Annotated in this window: 19 protein-coding genes; 10 read left to right on the top strand and 9 right to left on the bottom strand. The window is 64.4% G+C overall.

Annotated elements, in window-relative coordinates; translation table 11 throughout:
* Positions 1-209: 209 nt before the first annotated feature.
* From leuS to holA, 3 genes are all read left to right on the top strand, one after another.
* Positions 210-2,834 (top strand): leucine--tRNA ligase, encoded by a 2,625-nt coding sequence (gene leuS, locus XH93_RS01020; protein ID WP_194472044.1) that lies wholly within the window; start codon positions 210-212, stop codon positions 2,832-2,834.
* Positions 2,821-3,372, top strand: a complete 552-nt coding sequence (gene lptE / locus XH93_RS01015; RefSeq protein ID WP_194472043.1) for an LPS assembly lipoprotein LptE — start codon at positions 2,821-2,823, stop codon at positions 3,370-3,372. The genes leuS and lptE overlap by 14 nt, the downstream gene beginning before the upstream one ends.
* A 111-nt stretch (positions 3,373-3,483) precedes the next feature.
* Complete coding sequence (gene holA, locus XH93_RS01010; RefSeq protein ID WP_194472042.1) at positions 3,484-4,515, top strand: DNA polymerase III subunit delta; 1,032 nt, start codon at positions 3,484-3,486, stop codon at positions 4,513-4,515.
* 117 nt (positions 4,516-4,632) lie between these two features.
* Here the strand turns inward: holA and XH93_RS01005 are convergent, their stop codons facing one another.
* The 7 genes from XH93_RS01005 to hemJ all read right to left on the bottom strand — a co-directional run bounded on the left by XH93_RS01005 (position 4,633) and on the right by hemJ (position 13,067).
* On the bottom strand, positions 4,633-5,517 hold the full coding sequence (locus XH93_RS01005) for a ParB/RepB/Spo0J family partition protein (protein WP_172627894.1): 885 nt from the start codon (positions 5,515-5,517) through the stop codon (positions 4,633-4,635).
* Between the two features lie 141 nt (positions 5,518-5,658).
* The gene (locus tag XH93_RS01000) at positions 5,659-6,510 is read right to left on the bottom strand and encodes a ParA family protein (RefSeq protein WP_139479576.1); all 852 of its coding nucleotides are present in this window, start codon (positions 6,508-6,510) and stop codon (positions 5,659-5,661) included.
* 31 nt (positions 6,511-6,541) lie between these two features.
* A complete protein-coding gene (rsmG, locus tag XH93_RS00995) occupies positions 6,542-7,207 on the bottom strand; it encodes a 16S rRNA (guanine(527)-N(7))-methyltransferase RsmG (protein ID WP_194474950.1) in 666 nt (221 codons plus the stop codon).
* 126 nt (positions 7,208-7,333) lie between these two features.
* The gene (gene mnmG, locus XH93_RS00990; RefSeq protein ID WP_194472041.1) at positions 7,334-9,217 is read right to left on the bottom strand and encodes a tRNA uridine-5-carboxymethylaminomethyl(34) synthesis enzyme MnmG; all 1,884 of its coding nucleotides are present in this window, start codon (positions 9,215-9,217) and stop codon (positions 7,334-7,336) included.
* A 266-nt stretch (positions 9,218-9,483) separates the two neighbouring features.
* Positions 9,484-10,809 carry a tRNA uridine-5-carboxymethylaminomethyl(34) synthesis GTPase MnmE gene (gene mnmE, locus XH93_RS00985; RefSeq protein WP_194472040.1) on the bottom strand — a complete coding sequence of 442 codons (1,326 nt, stop codon included), beginning with the start codon at positions 10,807-10,809 and terminating at the stop codon, positions 9,484-9,486.
* A 307-nt stretch (positions 10,810-11,116) separates the two neighbouring features.
* Complete coding sequence (rho, locus tag XH93_RS00980; protein ID WP_021078151.1) at positions 11,117-12,382, bottom strand: transcription termination factor Rho; 1,266 nt, start codon at positions 12,380-12,382, stop codon at positions 11,117-11,119.
* Positions 12,383-12,632: 250 nt separating this feature from the next.
* The gene (gene hemJ / locus XH93_RS00975) at positions 12,633-13,067 is read right to left on the bottom strand and encodes a protoporphyrinogen oxidase HemJ (RefSeq protein ID WP_194472039.1); all 435 of its coding nucleotides are present in this window, start codon (positions 13,065-13,067) and stop codon (positions 12,633-12,635) included.
* 445 nt (positions 13,068-13,512) lie between these two features.
* On the opposite strand from hemJ, the gene XH93_RS00970 reads away from it, so the two are divergent.
* From XH93_RS00970 to dnaQ, 4 genes are read left to right on the top strand one after another with little or no spacing between them, the layout of a single operon-like run.
* The gene (locus XH93_RS00970; protein ID WP_139479580.1) at positions 13,513-14,349 is read left to right on the top strand and encodes a pyruvate, water dikinase regulatory protein; all 837 of its coding nucleotides are present in this window, start codon (positions 13,513-13,515) and stop codon (positions 14,347-14,349) included.
* 10 nt (positions 14,350-14,359) lie between these two features.
* Entirely contained in the window at positions 14,360-14,968 is a 609-nt protein-coding gene (locus tag XH93_RS00965; protein WP_194472038.1) for a nucleoside triphosphate pyrophosphatase, read from the top strand.
* Between the two features lie 41 nt (positions 14,969-15,009).
* On the top strand, positions 15,010-15,609 hold the full coding sequence (gene coaE / locus XH93_RS00960; protein WP_139479582.1) for a dephospho-CoA kinase: 600 nt from the start codon (positions 15,010-15,012) through the stop codon (positions 15,607-15,609).
* A 25-nt stretch (positions 15,610-15,634) separates the two neighbouring features.
* Positions 15,635-16,360, top strand: a complete 726-nt coding sequence (gene dnaQ, locus XH93_RS00955; RefSeq protein ID WP_194472037.1) for a DNA polymerase III subunit epsilon — start codon at positions 15,635-15,637, stop codon at positions 16,358-16,360.
* Positions 16,361-16,548: 188 nt separating this feature from the next.
* On the opposite strand, the gene secB is transcribed toward dnaQ, so the two are convergent.
* Complete coding sequence (gene secB, locus XH93_RS00950) at positions 16,549-17,037, bottom strand: protein-export chaperone SecB (RefSeq protein ID WP_139479584.1); 489 nt, start codon at positions 17,035-17,037, stop codon at positions 16,549-16,551.
* Positions 17,038-17,438: 401 nt separating this feature from the next.
* Between secB and XH93_RS00945 the strand changes: the two genes are divergently transcribed.
* The 3 genes from XH93_RS00945 to XH93_RS00935 are packed head-to-tail and all read left to right on the top strand — an operon-like array spanning position 17,439 to position 20,348.
* A complete protein-coding gene (locus XH93_RS00945) occupies positions 17,439-18,143 on the top strand; it encodes a Tim44/TimA family putative adaptor protein (protein ID WP_194472036.1) in 705 nt (234 codons plus the stop codon).
* Entirely contained in the window at positions 18,127-19,764 is a 1,638-nt protein-coding gene (locus tag XH93_RS00940) for a murein transglycosylase A (RefSeq protein WP_371815147.1), read from the top strand. The genes XH93_RS00945 and XH93_RS00940 overlap by 17 nt, the downstream gene beginning before the upstream one ends.
* The gene (locus tag XH93_RS00935) at positions 19,761-20,348 is read left to right on the top strand and encodes a Smr/MutS family protein (protein ID WP_194472034.1); all 588 of its coding nucleotides are present in this window, start codon (positions 19,761-19,763) and stop codon (positions 20,346-20,348) included. The genes XH93_RS00940 and XH93_RS00935 overlap by 4 nt, the downstream gene beginning before the upstream one ends.
* Positions 20,349-20,427: 79 nt before the next feature.
* Here XH93_RS00935 and XH93_RS00930 read toward each other — a convergent pair whose 3' ends face one another.
* Positions 20,428-21,564: a hypothetical protein gene (locus XH93_RS00930; RefSeq protein WP_194472033.1), complete on the bottom strand. Its 1,137-nt coding sequence runs from the start codon at positions 21,562-21,564 to the stop codon at positions 20,428-20,430.
* Positions 21,565-21,640: the final 76 nt, after the last annotated feature.

Genomic DNA, 21,640 nt, shown 5'->3' with positions numbered 1-21,640 from the left:
GTCGTCCTGGCTTTTTCGCCAGGACGACGGCGAGGGTGGTTCCGAGCGCCCGACGGGCGTCTCCGGGCCGCCCTGCGGCGGCGGCAGGGCCGCTACGCCCGTGGGTGCGGCCTTTGGGCCCCCAAACCGTTGACCCCATGGGGGTTTTCATGGCCTAGTCCGCCGTCCTTTGCCCGGACCAGAAAACCACCCAAAAGCTCTGCGATTTCATGACCTCCGAACGCTACAACGCCCGTGAATCCGAACCCCGCTGGCAACGCCTGTGGGATGACAAGGCGATCTTCGCCTCCAAGAACGACGACACGCGGCCGAAATACTACGTGCTCGAGATGTTTCCCTATCCGTCCGGGCGCATCCATATCGGGCATGTCCGCAACTACACGCTGGGCGACGTGCTGGCGCGCTACATGCGGGCCAAGGGTTTCAACGTGCTGCACCCGATGGGTTGGGACGCGTTCGGCCTGCCGGCGGAAAACGCCGCGATCGAGCGCAAGGTGGCGCCGAAGGCCTGGACCTACGACAACATCGCCGCGATGAAGAAGCAGCTGCGCTCGATCGGGCTGTCGCTGGACTGGTCACGCGAATTCGCGACCTGCGATCCCAGCTACTACAAGCATCAGCAGAAGATGTTTCTGGACATGCTGCGCGCCGGCCTCGCCGAGCGCGAGAAGCGCAAGCTGAACTGGGACCCGGTCGACATGACCGTGCTCGCCAACGAGCAGGTGATCGACGGCCGCGGCTGGCGCTCCGGCGCCGTTGTCGAACAACGCGAAATGAGCCAGTGGGTCTTCAAGATCACGAAGTACGCGCAAGAGCTCTTGGAGGCGCTCGACGGGCTGGACCGCTGGCCCGACAAGGTGAGGCTGATGCAGCGCAACTGGATCGGCCGCTCGGAGGGCCTGTTGATCCGCTTCGCGCTGGATCCGGCGACCACGCCGGACGGCGAGAGCGAGCTGAAGATTTTCACGACGAGGCCGGACACGCTGTTCGGCGCAAAGTTCATGGCGATCTCGGCGGATCATCCGCTGGCGCAGGCGGCTGCCGCGAAGAATCCTGATCTTGCCGAGTTCATCGCCGACATCAAGAAGATCGGCACCGCGCAGGAGATCATCGACACCGCCGAGAAGCAGGGCTTTGACACCGGCATCAAGGCGGTCCATCCGTTCGATCCGAACTGGAAGCTGCCGGTCTATGTCGCGAACTTCGTGCTGATCGAATACGGCACCGGCGCGATCTTCGGCTGCCCGGCGCACGACCAGCGCGACCTCGATTTCGTCAACAAGTACAATCTCGGCAACACGCCGGTCGTGTGTCCTGAAGGCCAGGACCCGAAGACGTTCGTCATCACCGACACCGCCTATGACGGTGACGGCCGCATCATCAATTCGCGCTTCCTCGACGGCATGACCATCGAGCAAGCGAAGGAAGAGGTCGCAAAACGTCTCGAAAGCGAGGTGCGCGGCAATACGCCGGTCGGCGAGCGTCAGGTGAACTTCCGCCTGCGCGACTGGGGCATCTCGCGCCAGCGCTATTGGGGCTGCCCGATCCCCGTCATCCACTGTCCGAAGTGCGACGTGGTGCCGGTGCCCGACGCCGACCTGCCCGTGGTGCTGCCGGAAGACGTGAGCTTCGACAAGCCGGGCAACGCGCTCGACCATCATCCGACCTGGAAGCACGTCACCTGTCCGCAATGCGGCGGCAAGGCGGTGCGCGAAACCGACACCATGGACACCTTCGTCGACTCGTCCTGGTATTTTGCGCGCTTCACCGATCCCTGGAACGCAACCGCGCCGACCACGCCCGCGGTCGTCAACCGGATGATGCCGGTCGATCAGTATATCGGCGGCGTCGAGCACGCGATCCTGCATCTGCTGTACAGCCGCTTCTTCACCCGCGCGATGAAGGCGACCGGCCATGTCGACATGACCGAGCCGTTCGCCGGCATGTTCACCCAGGGCATGGTGGTGCACGAGACCTATCAGAAGGCCGACGGCAGCTTCGTCACGCCGGCCGAGGTGAAGATCGAGATCGACGGCAACGGCCGCCGCGCGGTGCTGATGGAGACCAGCGAGGAGGTCGAGATCGGCCCGATCGAGAAGATGTCGAAGTCGAAGAAGAACACGGTCGACCCCGACGACATCATCGCGAGCTACGGCGCCGACGTCGCGCGCTGGTTCATGCTGTCGGACTCGCCGCCGGACCGCGACGTGATCTGGAGCGACGAGCGGGTGCAGGGCGCCTCCCGCTTCGTGCAGCGGCTGTGGCGGCTGGTGAACGAATCGGCCGAGATATCAAAGGCGGCGCCAGCGACCCGGCCGGCGACGTTCGGGCCCGAGGCCTTGGCGCTGCGCAAGGCCGCCCATGGCGCGCTGGACAAGGTGTCCGGCGGCATCGAGCGGCTGCACTTCAACGTCTGTCTCGCCCACATCCGCGAATTCGCCAATGCGCTGGCCGAGGTACTGGGCAAAGGCGACAAGCCGGCTCCCGACGTCGCCTGGGCCGTCAACGAGGCCGCCGTCATCCTCGTTCAACTTTTCTCTCCGATGATGCCGCATCTGGCCGAGGAGTGCTGGGGGGTCTTGGGCCAGAACGGGCTGGTTTCGGAGGCCGATTGGCCCCAAATCGAACGTGATTTGCTGGTCGAAGACAGCGTGACCCTGGTCGTCCAGGTCAACGGTAAAAAGCGGGGTGATGTTACCGTGCCACGGGCCGCCCAAAATGCGGATATAGAGGCTGCCGTTTTGGCGCTCGATACGGTAAAAGTCGCCCTGGGCGGCAATCCCGTCCGCAAGGTGATCGTAGTGCCCATGAGGATCGTCAATGTTGTCGGCTAGCATCAGGATTGCCGCCCGGCTTGTGGCCGTGGCCGCCTTGGCCGCGCTGACGGCAGGCTGCTTCCAGCCGATGTATGCCGAGCGTACCGACGGCACCCCCGGCCTGCGCGAGAAGCTGATGGGCGTCGAGATCCCGCCGGTCGACAAGGCGAACGCCTCGCGCGAGGCGCGGGTCGGCGTCGAGATCCGCAACGCGCTCGCCTTCAAGCTCTACGGCACCGCCACCGGCATGCCGCCGACCCACAAGCTGGTGCTGCGGTTCAGCTCTGGCCGCTCCTCGCTGATGGTCGACACCAACACCGGGCTGCCGACCAGCGAGAACTACTCGGTCGACGCGCAGTTCAACCTGGTCGAGATCGCGTCGAACAAGTCGGTGATGACCGGCACCACCTTCTCGCGGGTGTCCTATGACCTGCCGGGCTCCTACCAGCGCTTCGCCCGCGCCCGCGCCTTCCGCGACGCCGAGGATCGCGCCGCGCAGGAGATCGCCGACAACATCCAGACCCGGCTCGCCTCGTTCTTCGCCACCGGGACTTGACGCGACTCCGTCATTCCGGGGCATGCGAAGCATGAACCCGGAATCTGGAGATGATGGCGCGAGATTCCGGGTTCGCGCGTCGCGCGCCCCGGAATGACGATTTGGGGATAGATGGTCGCGCTGCGCGGAAAAGAGATCGACAGCTACCTCGCCCGGCCCGATGCCGGCCGCCCGATCATCCTGCTCTACGGACCGGACGCCGGCTTGGTGCGCGAGCGCGCCGACGCGCTGATGGCCTCCGCGGTCGACGATCCCAACGATCCGTTCTCACTGGTCCGGCTCGATGGCGACGAGCTCGCCGCCGAACCGTCTCGGCTGGTCGATGAAGCGATGACGGTGCCGCTGTTCGGCGGCCGCCGCGCCATCCGCGTCCGCGCCGGCTCGCGCAATTTTTCGAGCGGCGTCGAGACGCTGACCGAGACGCCCGCTTTGAAGGATTGCCGCATCGTGATCGAGGCCGGCGAGCTGCGCCCGGAATCGCCGCTGCGCAAGATCTGCGAGCGGGCCAAGAACGCGGTCGCGATCGGCTGCTATCCCGACACCGAGCGCGATCTCACCAAACTGATCGAGGACGAGCTGCGCGTCTCCAACCTCAGGCTGGCGGCGGATGCGCGCGCCGTGCTGATGTCGCTGCTCGGCGGCGACCGTCAGGCCTCGCGCAACGAGCTGCGCAAGCTCGCGCTGTTCGCCCACGGCCAGGGCGAGATCACGCTCGACGATGTGATGACCGTGGTTTCAGACGCCTCCGAGCTAAAACTCGATCCGATCGTCGACGGCGCCTTCGCCGGCAACGCCGCGCTGGTCGAGAGCGAGTTTGCAAAGGCGATGGTCGCCGGCACCTATCCCGGCGTGATCATCTCGGCCGCGCAGCGCCAGGCGGCGTGGCTGCACAAATCGGCGCTGGCAATTGCCGAAGGCACGCCGGCGTCCGCGGTGCTCGAAGGCGGCTTTCCGCGGCTGCATTTTTCCCGCAAGGCGGTAGTCGAGGTCGCGCTGCGCAATTTCAGCGCGCCGCGGCTGGTGGTCATCATCGATCAGCTTGCAACCGCCGCGCTCGACATGCGCAAGCAGGCCTCGCTCGCCGCCGTGATCGGACAGCGCGCGCTGCTCTCGATCGCGGCGAACGCGAAGCGGAGAGGATGAGGCGGTCTGCCTCCACAATCGTCATTGCGAGCGCAGCGAAGCAATCCATCGCTCCGCATATGCGGGCCTATGGATTGCTTCGCTTCGCTCGCAATGACGTGGAGTGAGATCGAAGGGCTAACCGCCCTCCAGCCGCCGCACCACCTCGTCGAGCTGCTCGAGGTTGCGGTAGCTGATCTGCACGGTGCCGCCGGGATCGCGGTGGCTGACGGTGACGGTGAGGCCGAGCGCATCGCTGACCCGCTTCTCCAGCGCCAGCGTGTCGGCATCCTTGCTGACTTTGGCCGCGGCTGCGCGCGGCTTCTGCGGCTTGCGCTCAGGCACGCCCTCCTCATGCGCCAGCGCCTCGGCCTGGCGGACGTTGAGGCCTTCGGCGACGATGCGCTTCGCCGCGGCGAGCGGATCCGGCACGCCGATCAGCGCGCGGGCGTGGCCGGCGGACAGATCGCCCTTGGCAATCAGCGCCTGCACCTCGTTTGGCAGCTTGGTCAGCCGCATCATGTTGGCGACATGGCTGCGGCTCTTGCCGACGATCTTTGCGATCTCTTCCGGGCTGCGTTTGAACTCGTCGGCCAGCGCGTGATAGCCCTGCGCCTCCTCCATCGCGTTGAGATCTTCGCGCTGGACGTTCTCGATGATCATGATCTCGAGCGCATCGGAATCGCTGACCTCGACCGGCACGATCGGCACTTCGTGCAGGCCGGCGAGCTGCGAGGCGCGCCAGCGGCGTTCGCCGGCGATGATCTCATAGCGGTCCTGCACGCCCTTGATCGCGCGCACCACGATCGGCTGGATCACGCCGCGCTGCTTTATCGAATCGGCGAGCTCGCCGAGCTCGGTATCGGCAAAGCTGCGGCGCGGGTTGCGCGGATTGGCCTTCAAAAATTCGATCGGCACCTTGCGCTGATTGCGCGGCCGCTCGACATGCGCCGCCTCGCCGCCGACATCTCCGATCAGGCTTGCCAGCCCGCGCCCCAGTCGCGAACGCGCTTCATCGGCCATTGTTGCGAGCTCCCTTGGATTCACGCGCAGTACTCCGGACTTGAATTTCAGAATTGTGGGATGGGTCAAGCGCAACGAAACCCATCGCGCTCGTTGCGTGTCGTGATGGGTATCGCCGCGCTCCACCCATCCGACGCACCATCAATGTGTGCGCAGCTCGCGCTCGCGCTGGATCACTTCGGTGGCGAGCTTGAGGTAGGCTTCGCTGCCGACGCATTTGAGGTCGTAGACCAGCACCGGCTTGCCGTAGGACGGCGCCTCCGAGATGCGCACGTTGCGCGGGATCATGGTGTTGTAGACCTTGGCGCCCATGAACTGGCGCACGTCGGCGACGACCTGGTTGGACAGGTTGTTGCGCGAGTCGAACATGGTCAGCACGATGCCGTGGATCGACAGGCTCGGGTTCAGCGTCGAGCGCACCTGTTCCACGGTCTGCAAGAGTTGCGACAGACCTTCGAGGGCGAAGAATTCGCACTGCAGCGGCACCAGGATCGCATCCGACGCCGCCATCGCATTGACGGTGAGCAGGTTGAGCGACGGCGGGCAGTCGATCAGCACGTAGGTGTAGTCGTTGTCGGGCGAGACGTTGTTGTTGAGACCGGCGATCGCATCGCGCAGCCGGAATGCGCGACCCGGCGTGGTGCCGAGCTCGAGCTCGAGGCCGGAGAGGTCCATGGTGGAGGCCGCGATGTGCAGCCGCGGCACCGCGGTCGCGACCACGGCATCGCGCAGCGGCGCTTCGCCGATCAGGACGTCGTAGGTGGAGCAGCTGCGGTTGCGGCGGTCGATGCCGAGCCCGGTCGAGGCGTTGCCCTGCGGGTCGAGATCGACCACCAGAACCCGTTCGCCGATCGCGGCGAGTGCGGTGCCTAGGTTGATCGCCGTGGTTGTCTTGCCGACGCCGCCCTTCTGGTTGGCGAGCGACAGGATGCGCGGATGGCCCGGCGCTTGGGGCGCCCTATCCTCTTGAGAAATCTCGTCCATCACAGTCATACCAAAATACCACTTACTGTTGCGGTGTCCCCTAGCGCCGCTCGATTGACCCGAGTTCGACGATCCAGCCCTGTCCGCCGGTCCGGCTGGAATGTAGCTCTGGCGCGATTTTCCAATATTTAGTGGCTTCGGTCAATTCAGCCTCTACATCTTGGCCCTTCAAAAACAGCGCTTTGGCGCCCTTTTTGACCCACGGCTCCGCGAAGCCGATGAGTTGATGTAATGGAGCCAGCGCCCGCGCGGTGACGCAATCGATCGGGCCCGGGATTCTATCCACAGTATCCCCGATATCAGCGAGATGCACAGTCCCCGGCGCCCCGGTGACGCGAATCGCCTCGCGCAAGAATGCCGCCTTCTTGGCGATTCGCTCAACCAGATGGATCCGGGCGCCCGGCACCTCGGCCAGCGCGCAAGCCAGGACCACGCCGGGAAAGCCGCCGCCGCTGCCGAGATCGACCCAGGCCTTTGCCGATGGCGCGAGGCTGAGGAGCTGCAGCGAATCGGCGATGTGGCGGGTCCAGAGGGTCGGCAGGGTTGAAGGCGCCACGAGATTGGTCTTGGCCTGCCACTCAAGAAGGAGCGCGACGTAGCGATCGAGGCGGGCTTCGATTTCGCGCGAAATGGGGGTGAGCGCCAAGGCCGCGGCCTTGTCGTCAGCTGAGATATTGAAGGCCTTGGTTTGCGCGGATGAAGTCATTTCTCTTGGATGCCGGTCGAAGCGAAGCAATCCATGGTGCCGTCCGGGAAGCGATAGATTGCTTCGTCGCTTCGCTCCTCGCAATGACGCGGATAGGCCAGCGGCCTACCCGTTTCACGTGAAACGCTACGCGGACGCCTTCGCCGTCTTCCGCCGCGCCTCGCGCCGCAGATAGGCGGCCAGGATGCCCAGCGCCGCCGGCGTCATGCCGTCGATCCGGCCGGCCTGCCCGACGGTTCGCGGCTGCGCCTTCTGCAGCTTGGCGCGCGCTTCGTTGGAGAGGCCGGGCACATCGGCATAGTCGACATCGGTGAGGGCCAGACTTTCGTCGCGGCGGAAGGCGTCGACGTCGGCGCTCTGGCGCTTCAGATAGACATCATATTTGGCGTCGATCTCGAGATGCACGGCGATCGCGGGATCAATGGCCGCCAGCTCCGGCCAGATCGCCTGCACCGTTGGCCATTCGACCTCCGGATAGGCCATCAGTTCGAACGCCGAGCGGCGCTGGCCGTCGCGGTTGAGGGCCAGACCGTGCTTTGCGGCTTCGTTCGGGGTGATCGACAGCGACTTCGCCAGCGTCTTGGCTGCGTCCAGCGCCGCCATCTTGGTCCGGTGGCGCTCGGCACGGGCCTCGCCGACGCATCCGAGGGCGATCCCCTTGTCCGTCAGCCGCTGATCGGCATTGTCGGCCCGCAAGGTCAGCCGATACTCGGCGCGCGAGGTGAACATCCGATAGGGCTCAGTAATCCCGCGGGTGACGAGATCGTCGATCATGACGCCGAGATAGCCGTCGGCGCGATCGAAGACGATCGGCTCCGTGCCGCCGGCGGTCAGCGCGGCGTTCAGACCGGCGACAATGCCCTGCCCGGCCGCCTCTTCATAACCGGTGGTGCCGTTGATCTGGCCGGCAAGGAACAGCCCGCGAAGACGCCTGGTCTGCAGGGTCGGCTCGAGCTCGCGGGGATCAACATGGTCGTATTCGATGGCATAGCCCGGACGCACCATCTTGACCCGCTCGAGGCCAGGAATGCTGGCGAGGATCGCGAGCTGAACCTCCTCCGGCAGCGAGGTGGAGATGCCGTTGGGATAGACCGTGGTGTCGTCGAGCCCTTCCGGCTCCAGAAAGATCTGGTGGCCGTCGCGGTCGCCGAAGCGGACGATCTTGTCCTCGATCGAGGGGCAATAGCGCGGGCCGGTGCTCTTAATCTGCCCGGAATACATCGGCGAGCGGTGCACATTGGCCCGGATCACCTCATGGGTGGCCGGCATCGTCCGGGTGATGCCACACTGGATCTGCGGCGTCGTGATCCGGTCGGTCATCACGGAAAACGGCTCGGGCGGCTCGTCCCCGGGCTGCATCTCGACCGCCGACCAGTCGATCGTGGTGCCGTCGAGCCGCGGCGGAGTGCCGGTCTTGAGCCGGCCGAGCACAAAACCGGCCCGTTCGAAGGATGCAGACAGACCCATGGCCGGCGCCTCGCCGACCCGGCCGGCCGGCCAGTTCTTCTCCCCGAGGTGGATCAGGCCGCGCAGGAAGGTGCCGGTGGTGATGACGATGGCACCCGCAGCGAGCTGACGACCGTCCCCCATGCGGATGCCGGTCACACGGCCGTCGACAACGGTCAGTTCGTCCGCCTCGCCCTCGATGACGCTGAGGTTCGCGGTCTCCGATATCGCCGCCTGCATCGCGGCGGCATAGAGCTTGCGATCGGCCTGGGCGCGGGGTCCGCGCACCGCCGGACCCTTGCGGCGGTTGAGCATCCGGAACTGGATGCCGCCGGCGTCGGCGACCCGGCCCATCAGACCGTCCAGGGCGTCGACCTCGCGGACCAGATGCCCCTTGCCGAGGCCCCCGATGGCGGGATTGCAGGACATTGCGCCGATGGTCGCGAAACGATGGGTAACCAGGGCGGTCTTCGCCCCCATCCGGGCGGAAGCGCTCGCGGCCTCGCAGCCGGCATGGCCGCCGCCGATGACGATGACGTCAAATGTGTCTGCCCGGGAATTCATGGCGGACTTCTATCGCGGAGTGATGAATGCCGGAAGAACGAATGTTGGAATCGTCCGGTCCGGAGGGAAATTGGTCAGATCAGGAAATATGGAGAGCCTCCCGCTCCCCGCAACGAAAACGCGTGTTTCACGTGAAACATGGCGCCGCCCTCGCGTTGCTGTTTCACGTGAAACAGAGACGGCAGCCCCAGGAACTTGTTTCACGTGAAACGTATTGCTCGGCCCATGGAGTCATTTCACGCAAAACAACCCCATGCAAAGTAGCCTTACTTGCCGACGCAGAACTCCCGGAAGATCACATCCAGGACGTCCTCAACATCGACCCGGCCGAGGAGGCGGCCGAGCGAGAGTGCCGCAGAGCGTAGTTCCTCTGCCGCGAGTTCCTCGCCCTGCCCCACGACGTCGATGCTGCGGCTCAGCGCATCGGCCGTCTGCTGCAGCAACTCGCGCTGCCGCGCCCGCGTGATCAGTCCGCCCTCGCTGGCGCCGAAGTAATCGTGCGCAAAGCCGACCAGGCTCGCGATGAGCTCGGGGATGCCGTCACCCCGAACAGCCGAGATGTTGAACTCGGGAGCCCCTGCGCGTAGCTCGGCCAACGGCCGACCCAGGTCGATCTTGTTGTGCACCAACCAGACCGGCGTCGTGCCGTCGTGTCCGACCCTGGTGTCGGCATCATCGGCCAGCCACAGCACGAGGTCCGCTTCAGCAGCCCGAGCGCGGGCGCGGCGAACACCTTCCTGCTCAACCGGATCCTCGGTCTCGCGAATCCCGGCCGTGTCGATCACCGTGACCGGATAACCGTCGAGGTCGAGCTGCACCTCGATCACGTCGCGGGTGGTGCCGGCGTGCGGCGAGACGATCGCGACCTCGCGGCGGGCGAGCTGATTGATCAGGGTGGATTTGCCGACATTCGGCGGGCCAGCGATTGCGACCACCAGGCCGTCGCGCAGCCGTTCGCCCTGCCCCTGGGCCGCAAGGACGCCCTGAATCTCGGCGCGCAGCGATCTGATCCTGTCCAGCGCCGGCGCGATCAATTCGGCCGGCACATCGCCCTCGTCGGAGAAATCGATGCCGGCCTCGATCAAGGCCGAGGCAGCGATGATCCGCTCACGCCAGTCGCGGGCGCGATCGCCGAGCAAGCCCTTCAACTGCCGCAGCGCCTGGCGCCGCTGACGATCGGTGTCGGCGTGGATCAGATCGTCGAGGCCTTCGGCTTCGGTCAGGTCGAGCTTGCCGTTCTCGAACGCCCGCCGCGTGAACTCGCCGGGTTCGGCCGGCCGCACATTCTTGAACGCCGCGATCGCGCCGTACAACGCCACCAGCACGGCGCGGCCGCCATGGACATGAAACTCGGCGACGTCCTCGCCGGTCGCACTCGCCGGGCCCGGAAGCCACAGGACGACGGCGTCGTCGATCGGCTGATGATTCCGGTCGCGGAGCAGCGCCCGGGTCGCCATACGTGGGACCGGCGTCTTGCCGGCCAGGTTTGAGACGACCTGCTCGGCCATTGGACCAGACACCCTGACGATGGCGATCGCGCTCGGTAGCCGGCCGGACGACAGTGCAAAGATGGTTTGGTCGCGTGGATGCATCGCCTATTAGTTCCCGGCTTCTGACAAAGGCAATGACGATTCAATCCGTGAGCAATCCAGCGAAATGCTGCACCGCAGCATAAGCGTCTTGAGACTGCAACATCCCTGCAGCAATTATGTTGCAGGGAACCGAAATTCCTTGCCCGCAAGATCCTATATCGCGAAAACAATAAGCTATATCAATAACTTATAAAGAAAATGAATCGTTAAGCCGTTTCATCCCATGCTGCACTCTTGCTGCAGCATAAGCGCAAAAGAAAAGGCGCCCGCGTGAACGGAGCGCCCTGTTCTTCCGAGGCAGCCGGCCTCAGGTGTTCATGGAATCGAAGAACTCGGAGTTGCTCTTGGTATTGCGGAGCTTGTCGAGCAGGAAGTCGATCGCGTCCATGGTGCCCATCGGATTGAGGATGCGGCGCAGGACGTACATCTTCTTCAGCACCTGCGGATCGGTGATCAGCTCCTCCTTGCGGGTGCCGGAGCGGGCGATGTCGATCGCCGGGAAGGTCCGCTTGTCCGAGACCTTGCGGTCCAGGATCAGTTCGGAGTTACCGGTACCCTTGAACTCTTCGAAGATGACTTCGTCCATGCGGCTGCCGGTATCGACCAGCGCGGTCGCGATGATGGTCAGCGAACCGCCCTCCTCGATGTTGCGCGCCGCGCCGAAGAAGCGCTTCGGGCGCTGCAGCGCGTTGGCGTCGACGCCGCCGGTCAACACCTTGCCGGATGACGGCACCACGGTGTTGTAGGCGCGGCCGAGACGCGTGATCGAATCGAGCAGGATCACGACGTCGCGGCCGTGCTCGACGAGCCGCTTGGCCTTCTCGATCACCATTTCGGCGACCTGGACATGACGCACCGCGGGCTCGTCGAAGGTCGACGACACCACCTCGCCCTTCACCGAGCGCTGCATGTCCGTGACTTCTTCCGGACGCTCGTCGATCAACAGCACGATCAGATAGCAGTCGGGATGATTGGCGGTGATGGAGTGCGCGATGTTCTGCATCAGCACCGTCTTGCCGGTGCGTGGCGGCGCCACGATCAGCGCGCGCTGGCCCTTGCCGATCGGCGCGACGATATCGATGACGCGCGCGGAAAGGTCTTTCTTGGTCGAGTCCTCGAGCTCCATGCGGAAGCGCTGATTCGGAAACAGCGGCGTCAAGTTGTCGAAATTGACCTTGTGCTTCGACTTCTCGGGATCTTCGAAATTGAGCGTGTTGACCTTCAGCAGCGCGAAATAGCGTTCGCCTTCTTTCGGGCTGCGGATATGGCCTTCGATGGTGTCGCCGGTGCGCAGGCCGAAGCGGCGGATCTGCGAAGGCGAGACGTAGATGTCGTCGGGGCCGGGCAGGTAGTTCGCGTCGGGCGAACGAAGGAAGCCGAAGCCGTCGGACAGAACCTCGACGACGCCTTCACCGATGATGTCGGTCTCGGCGATCGCGAGCTGCTTGAGGATGGCAAACATCAGCTCCTGCTTGCGCATGGTGCTGGCATTCTCGACCCCGTTCTCTTCCGCAAACGAGACGAGCTCGGCCGGCGTTTTCGATTTGAGGTCCTGGAGTTTGATTTCCCGCATGGGGGTCGTCCTGTGAGGAAGTAAGTAGGGAAGGGATGCGAGGCTTTGGAAAAAGCGGACGCCAAAGGGAAGGTCCGCAGGTCTCAGCCAGGAAAGTGCCAATGAGGCTTCAAACCTGATGCGGCGCCGGTTCGAAAAGAACCGGAGCGCGACCATCCGCCTGCGTGGGGTGGGATAATCACTATATAGAAAATCGGTCTCCGCTGCGCAAGAAGGACTGAAGCATGCTTCTTGAGCATCGAGAAGCCTCTCAGAATGGCTTCCAGAATGGCTTCACGACCACCAGAATCACGATCAGGATCATCAGTAACGTCGGTACTTCATTGATAACACGATAGAATTTCTGGCTGCGCTGATTCCGGTCGGCGGCAAAGTCCTTCACGCAGCGAGACAAAAAACCGTGGATACCGGACATGATCAACACCAGCATAAATTTGGCGTGAAACCATCCGTAAAAATACCACTGTCGGTCCCAGACCAGATAAAGGCCGGCCAGCCAAGTCACGATCATCGCCGGGTTGATGATCGCCTTCAAAAGCCGCCGCTCCATAACCTTGAAGGTCTCGGACTGCTTCGAGCCGGCCTCGGCCTCGCAATGATAGACGAACAGCCGCGGCAGATACAGCATGCCCGCCATCCAGGAGATGACGGCGATGATGTGCAGCGCCTTGATCCACTCGTACATCGCGGGATTGCCTTTCAGGGAACAGCTCGGACGGTCTCAGCGTTGCTGACCAAGCTCTTCAAGCGCGGGACCGATACTTATCCGCAAGCTCCGCTTTCCTAAACCTATTAATTTTAGAATCTTAGGTTTGAGTCTAGGTGACGGTGGATTTGACTCACGCAAGGCGATCCCGCCGTTTCCGCAGGCTTGTTCACATCCCTCAACATTCCGACCAGCCGGCACAGGCATCCGGAATCTGTTGTTCGACTCAGTTGCTTGCGCGTCCCTGTGGTCAGCTTATGAAGAGACAAATCCACACCTACCCACTATCATCGCGGCCATGACCTCGACTTATCCTTTGTCGAGGTGCTGTGAAGAAAGGGACGAGATATTCAGGGGCGGCCCGCCAGCCCCCAATTTTCGTCCTCGACCTCCACAGGGATTCACAGGATAGACAGGGGTTCTGGTGCCCAACACCTCCAACTATTTCCATCTGCATCTGGTGTCTGATTCGACCGGCGAGACGCTGATCACCGTGGCGCGCGCGGTCGCCGCGCAATACGCCAACGTGACCGCGGTCGAGCATGTCTATCCGCTGGTGCGCAGCCAGAAGCAGCTCGATCGCGTGCTGGACGAGATCGAGGAATCGCCCGGCATCGTGCTGTTCACGCTGCTGGAGAAGGATCTGGTCGGCCGGCTCGAGGCCAAGTGCAGGGAGATCAACGTTCCGAGCCTGTCGATCATCGGGCCGGTGATGCAATTGTTCGAGGCGTATCTGGGTGCCGCCACCACGGGGCGCGTCGGCGCGCAGCACGTGCTCAACGCCGAATATTTTGCCCGCATCGATGCGCTGAATTTCACCATGATGCATGACGACGGCCAGCACGTGGAAGGCCTCGAGGAGGCCGACGTCGTCCTGGTCGGCGTATCCCGCACCTCGAAGACGCCGACCTCGATCTATCTCGCCAACCGCGGCATCCGCACCGCCAATGTGCCGCTGGTGCCGGGCATCCCGCTGCCGCACCAGCTCGAGACCTTGAAGAAGCCGCTGGTGGTCAGCCTGCACGCGACGCCGGAGCGGCTGATTCAGGTTCGGCAAAATCGTTTGCTCACCATGGGTGACCGCGACAATGAGACTTATATCGACAAGCAGGCGGTGGCGGACGAAGTCGCCTTCGCCCGCCGCCTGAGCGCAAAATTCAACTGGGCGCTGCTTGACGTGACGCGGCGCTCGATCGAGGAGACGGCGGCCGCGGTCATGAAACTCTACAATGACCGTTTGCGCGCGCGGCCGCCGGAATGATCGCGGCCTCATGAGCATCTGGCGCGGACAACAAAGGCTGATTCTTGCGTCGCAGAGCCGCGCGCGAAAAATGTTGCTGGACAATGCCGGCCTCGATTTCGAGGCGCTGCCGGCCGATATCGACGAGCGCGCCGTGCAGCACGATTCCGGTCTCACAGCGCCCGGCGAGATCGCCGCGCTATTGGCGCGCGAGAAGGCGCTGTTCGTCTCGAGACAAAAATCTGGCCAGTATGTCGTCGGCGCCGATCAGACGCTGGCGCTGGGCAATCGTCTGTTCAGCAAGCCGGCGGGCCGGGCCCAGGCCGCCGAGCAACTGGCCCTGCTGGCCGGCCGGACCCATGAGCTGCATTCCGCGGTCTCAGTCGCACGCGACGGCAAAACCCTGTTCACGGATGTGAGCGTCGCCCGCATGACGATGCGCCGGCTCAGTGCGAACGAGATCGAGGCCTATCTCGACCAGGCCGGCGCCGCGGTGACGACCAGCGTCGGCGCCTATCAGCTAGAGAGCCTTGGCGTGCATCTGTTCGAGCGCATCGAGGGCGACCATTTTACCATTCTCGGCCTGCCGCTATTGTCGCTGCTCGCATTCCTGCGCAGCGAGAAATTGCTCGCGGTATAAGTGCTGTTAACGGGCGAGGGGACGAAGAGATTGTTGATCCGATGTTGATCCTTGGACTGACCGGCTCGATCGGGATGGGGAAATCCACCACCGCGAAACTGTTCGTCGAAGCCGGCGTTCCGCTGTACGACGCCGATGCCGAGGTGCATCGGCTGTACGAAGGCGAGGCGGCGCCGGCGATCGAGGCGGCGTTTCCCGGCACCACGGCCGGCGGCAAGGTCGACCGCGCAAAGCTGTCGGCGCGCGTGGTGCACGACGCCGCGGCGATGAAACGGCTCGAGCAGATCGTCCATCCGATGCTGGGTGCCTCGCGGCAAAAGTTCTTTGCCGATGCGGAGGCCGCCGGCGCGCCCGTCGTCGTGCTCGATATTCCCTTGCTGTTCGAGACCGGCGGCGAGAAGCGCGTCGATGCCGTCGTCGTCGTCACGACCTCGCCGGAACTGCAGCGCGAGCGGGTGCTGGCGCGCGGCACGATGGATGCGGCGAAGCTCGATGCCATCATCGCCAAGCAGATGCCCGACGCCGAGAAGCGCAAGCGGGCGGATTTCATCGTGGATACCTCGCACGGACTCGACCCGGTGCGGGCCCGCATCCGCGACATTCTGGCCGAGGTTGTTAAGATGCCGCAGCGGCGCGAGTGATTCGCCGTTCTGGATCCCTGACCTCATGCGTGAAATCGTTCTCGACACCGAAACCACCGGCCTCGATCCGCTCCGCGGCGATCGGCTGGTCGAAATCGGCTGCATCGAGATTTTCAACCGCATGCCGACCGGGCAGACCTTTCACGTCTACATCAATCCCGAGCGCGACATGCCGGCGGAAGCCTTCGCCGTGCACGGGCTGTCGACCGAGTTCCTGGCCAGCAAGCCGCTGTTCACCGAGGTGGTCGACGATTTTCTGGCCTTCATCGGCGACACACCGCTGGTGATCCACAACGCCTCGTTCGACATCAGCTTCATCAACGCCGAGCTCGACCGCATCAAGCGGGCGGCGATCCCGAAGGACCGTCTGGTCGACACGCTGCTGCTGGCGCGCCGCAAGCATCCCGGCGTGTCGAACCGGCTCGACGATCTCTGCTCGCGCTATGCGATCGACAATTCCCGCCGCACCAAGCACGGCGCGCTGCTCGACGCCGAATTGCTGGCCGAGGTCTATATCGACCTGATCGGAGCGCGGCAGTCGCAGCTCATCCTGGCGTCGGAGGCGGCCGACGCCCGCTCCGGCAGCTACGGCGATATGCCGCGGCGGCATCGCGAAGTCCCGCTGGCGGCACGGGTCAGCGAGGCCGACCGCGAAGCCCACCGCGCCTTTGTCGCCACCCTGGGCGACAAGCCGATCTGGAACGATTACCTGCCGCCGCTGGCCACGCCGGCTGCTGCGCCGGCGGCGTGACCGGTTATTCCGGCATCCGGAGGGGTGTGGAGCTTTGTCCTCATCCACTGCTGTCATCGCCCGGCTTGACCGGGCGATCCAGTATTCCAGAGACGCCAGTGATAGAATCGAGGGGCCGCGGCGTACTGGGTCGCCCGGTCCATGTGCGCAATTGCACACAGGCCGGGCGACGACACCGAGCAAGTTGATCAGCTCGGCTTGGCGCCGCTGGCGGCCTGGGCGGCGGCCTGGCGCTCCATGTTCTGGCGGTAGAGGCCGACGAAATCGACCGGATCCAGCATCAGAGGCGGGAAACCGCCGTCGCGGACTGCGGTTGCGACGATTTCGCGGGCGAACGGGAACAGCAGCCGCGGGCACTCGATCATGACCAGCGGGTGCAAATTCTCCTTCGGCACGTTGACGATCCGGAACACGCCGGCATAGGCAAGGTCGAAGCTGAACATCACCTTGCCGCTGCCTTCGGCCTTGCCCTCGATCGACAGCACCACCTCGTATTCGTTCTCGGCGAGGTTGTTGGCGGAGACGTTGATCTGGATGTTGATCGCCGGCTGCTGCTGCTGCGGGCCGAGCGAAGCCGGCGCGTTCGGGTTTTCGAACGAGAGGTCCTTGGTGTACTGCGCCAGCACGTTGAGCTGGGGAGGAGCCTGTTCGACAGGTGCGCCGTTGCCGTTGGTCATGAAATGTCTCCTGAAGCGATGCGCGAATGACAGGATGTCCGTCGGCACGCGCTAAGGTGTTGGAAATGCCGAATGCCGCGCGAACGGCTATCATAGGCCCGGCTTGCTCCACAAGGACGACGAACGGGCACAAGCGGTGGGCCAAGGCGGATCTCCGCAGCTCTGCCCAATCCATTAACGGCTTCCTAAATAATTGAAGATGCGCGATTTCCTGGACGGGACGGGTTTCCCCTTGGCGGTAAAACCGCTACACTTGCCCGTGCCAAAAAGCGCCATTGGCCGAGCATAGTTTCGTGCCTACATGCTGCGGACTTAATCGGTGATGTAATCTCTGCCGTTCCCCACCGGGAACGTTTGGACGGCCGGCCGGTTGCCGGCAGAGATCAGAAAGCGAATTCGACGTGGATATCTACACCATCATCTTCCTGGCGCTGGCTGTGTTCATCTTCCTGCGCCTGCGCAGCGTACTCGGACAGCGCACGGGAAGCGAGCGGCCGCCCTATGATCGTGCCGCGCCCAACGTCGTGCAGCGCGGCCAGGACAATAACGTCGTTCCGATGCCCGGGTCAGTGATCGACCAGCCGACCGCCGCGGCGCCGACTGAGCCGGTCGAGCCGACCGATCGCTGGAAGGGGGTCGCGGAACCCGGCACCGCCCTGGCGCAGGGCCTCGATGCCGTGGCCACCCAGGATTCCTCGTTCGATCCGCGGCACTTCCTGTCCGGCGCCCGTTCCGCCTATGAGATGATCGTGCTGGCCTTCGCCAATGGCGACCGCCGCGCGCTTAAGGATCTGTTGTCGACTGAGGTCTATGAAAGCTTCGAGACGGCGATCAAGGATCGCGAGAAGCACGAGCAGAAGACCGAAACCCGGTTCGTGTCGATCGACAAGGCTGAGATCGTCAATGCCGAGGCACGGGACCGTTCAACGCAGCTGACCGTCCGCTTCGTGTCGCAGATGATTTCGGTCACCCGCGACAAGGCTGGCACCATCGTCGACGGCAGCCCGGACAAGGTCGCCGACATCACTGACGTCTGGACATTCGCCCGCGACTCGACTTCCCGCGATCCGAACTGGAAGCTGGTTGGCACTGGAAGCGCTCACTAGACATCTGAGCTACGGACGCCTCGCCGTCGCGAGTTGCGCGCTCGCGGTGGTCTGCTCCACGGCGGCCATCGCTGCACAGCATTACCGAAGCCGGCACGCCGCCACGCGGCACGAGCACAGCCGCGCGCTGCCCTACCCCAATCTGGAATTGCCGCTGCAGGTTGGCGGCAGCCAGTATCAGCCGCTCGCCTTCGCCAATGTCCCCGGCTGGAGCGACGACGATCAGCTCGCCGCGTACAAGGCGTTTCGGACCAGCTGCAAGCCGATCGCGGCCCAGCACGGACAGGTGGAAGCCAAGGCGCTCGGCGGCTCGCTGCGCGATCCCTGCCGGATCGCCAAGGAGCTGGAGATTTCCGACCGCGCCAGGGCGAAGGATTTCTTCGAGCAGAACTTCGTGCCGCTGCGCATCTCGCGGCTCGGCGAGGACGCCGGTTTCGTCACCGGCTATTACGAGCCGGTGCTCGACGGCTCAAAGACGCGGACCGACGTCTACAACGTCCCGGTCTATCGCCGCCCGTCCAACCTGTTCGTGCGCGGCAAGACCCAGGCTTCGGTCGGCCTGCCCAACAGCGGGCCGGTGTATCGCAAGATCGGCCGCCGCAAGCTGGTGCCCTATTACGACCGCGCCCAGATCGAGGACGGCGCGATCGCCGGCCGCGGGCTGGAGCTCGCCTGGCTGAAGAGCCAGACCGATTTGCTGTTCGCCCAAATCCAGGGCTCGGCCCGGATCAAGTTCGACGACGGCACCACGCTGCGCATCAATTACGACGCGCATAACGGCTACCCCTATACGGCGGTCGGACGCATCCTGATCGACCGCGGCATCATCCCGAAGGATCAGATGTCGATGCAGAAGATCCGGGAGTGGATGGAGCACAACCCCGACGGCGCCAACGAGCTGCGGCGGCAGAACCGCGCCTATGTGTTCTTCCGCGAGGTGCCGCTGTCGGACAAGGACGAGGCGGTCGGCGCCCAGGGCGTGCCGCTGACTGCCGGCCGCTCGATCGCGGTCGACAAGGCGCTGCATGTCTACGGCACGCCGTTCTTCATTACCGGCGAGCTGCCGATCGAATCCGAGCTGGCGAAGACGCCGTTCCACCGGCTGATGATCGCACAGGATACGGGATCTGCGATTGTCGGCCCGGCGCGCGCCGACCTCTATTTCGGCGCCGGCGCCGATGCCGGCAAGGTCTCGGGCCGGCTGCGGCACAACATGCAGTTCGTCATGCTGGTGCCGAAGGGGCTCGATCCGGTGGCGCGTGGCCGCAAGCTGCCGGTCCCGGACGAGCGGCCGTCGGCCAAGATCGCAAAGCTGTTTCCGCAGACCGATCCTGATAAGGACAAGCCGGCGGCGAAATCGGCCGACCTGCCGACCGCAACGGTCGCCCGGAGCACGGCGAAGGATTCCGCAAAGGATCCGGCGAGGGAAACGGCCGGCAATGCAGCCAAGGGCCATCCCGCCACGAAGGATGCCGCGCCGGCCGCCCCGGCCGCGACGACCCCTGTCGCACAGGCCGCACCTGTGGCAGAACCGGTGCCGCTGCCGGCAGCCCGGCCCGACATTCCGCAAGTTCAGGAGAAGCGGCGCTACCGGCGCACTCGCCATCACCGCTACCGATGAAACGCCCAGCGCCGATCCCCGATCTCTCCGCGCCGTCGCGGCGCAAGCGTGCGCTGAGCGAGGAAGAGCGCGCGCTCTGGGAGAGCGTCGCAAAACACGTCAAGCCGCTGCGCAAGAAGGCGGCTGCCGCGAAAGCACAGACGGCGCCGGATCCGATCACCCATCACGTCGCGGCAAAACCTATCCCGATCAAGACGGCGGCGGCGATCAAGCCTGCGCCGGCGCCGCGGCCGGCAATCCCGCCGCTGGCGCCGATCGGCCGGCGCGAGCGCGCAAAACTGTCGCGCGGCCGGCAGGAGATCGACGCGCGGCTCGACCTGCACGGCATGACCCAGACCCGCGCGCATCGCGTGCTGTTTGCCTTCCTGCAGCGCGCCCATCATGACGGGCTCACCTTCGTGCTCGTCATCACCGGCAAGGGCAAGGCCGGCAGCGCGGACACCGAGCGCGGCGTGCTCCGCCGCCAGGTGCCGGAATGGCTCAGCCTGCCGGAATTCCGCTCGCTGGTCGTCGGCTTCGAGGAAGCCCATATCGGCCATGGCGGCGAGGGCGCATTGTACGTGCGCGTTCGGAGAGCCCGCTAGAGCATGATCCGGAAAAGTGTGAAGCGGTTTTCCCTCGCGACAAACGCGGGACGCGTTTGCGCGGAGATCATGCTTCCAACTAAAAAGGCCGCACGATGCCGACGCGCGGGATCAGCGTGATGACCCAGCCGAAGATGTTCGTGTTGCGATCGTCCGGCGGGATCATCGACACCTCCTTCGAGGCCGGCAGCATCTTCACCGCGTGCAGCAGCAGGAACATGCAGACCGCCCAGTTCGAGATCCAGCGCGAATAGTCGAACACGATCGCGAAAATGATGAGATAGCCGGCGCCGATTATCACGAGCGCCGCGACGACGATCCGGCGGTGCAATTCACTCGCCAGCGCGCCGATCAGCCGCGCGAAGTATTGCCAGAGCGGCGTGTGCAGCCAGATCAGCAGCGCGAACACCGGGATGCCCAGGATGTTCGAGGGCATGCGCCCCCAGGTGTCGGCGATCTCCTTCGCCAGCGGCTGGTACCAGATGTAGCCGAACTGCAGCAGGTCGGTGCGCGATGGATCGGCCATCCGGCCCTGCAGATGCCGGATGAATTCGTCATAGGGCACCGGCACGGTGCCGTCGAATTGCGCGACCAGGAACAGGATGCCGACCGCGGCAAGCGCGCCGCACCCGGCCGCAATATTCAGCCGGGTCACGCCCTGCACGAGATAGAACCGCAGCACCACGATGGCCGCGATCGTCGGCACGTACATCAGGACGAAGATGTGGTGGATCAGGATCAGCACGATCGAGGCCAGCGCGGCCGCGAGCACATAGATGATCGAACGCGCCGGGATCAGCAGCAGCACGATGGTCAGCGCGCAGCCATAGATGTCGAAATGGCCGAGCGTGTGCATGAAATTCTTCAGGAAGAACGGCGATCCCGCCATGAAGACGAACAGCGGCAGCTGCGCGTCATCGAAACCAAACGTGCGGCGAAACAGTTTTGCGAACAGGCCGAGCGTCAGCAGCCAGACCGCGCCGGCGAGTGCAAACACCAGCCACACCGGCACCTTGTCGGTGAACAGCGAAACGACGGCGCCGATCAGCGCGCGCTTGGTGAAGCCGTAGTGATAGTCGACCAAGAGGTGGATGTAGGGAACGAAGGGCCGAAGCTGGATCTTGTGCAGGAATACCCCGACCAGCACCGCGGCATTGACGGCCAGCAGCAAGCGCCAGGGGTTTTGCGAAGCGTTTTGCCAGACCCGCAGATTCATCGACCGCCCATTCTCGTCGTCCCGGCCGATTGCGCACGAAAGCCGGGACCCATAACCACCGAATTTGGTTCTTAGA

The sequence above is a fragment of the Bradyrhizobium sp. CCBAU 51753 genome, from assembly GCF_015291565.1.
In the GTDB taxonomy this organism is placed as follows: Bacteria; Pseudomonadota; Alphaproteobacteria; order Rhizobiales; family Xanthobacteraceae; genus Bradyrhizobium; species Bradyrhizobium ivorense.
This window is presented reverse-complemented; position numbering and strand designations above follow the sequence as displayed.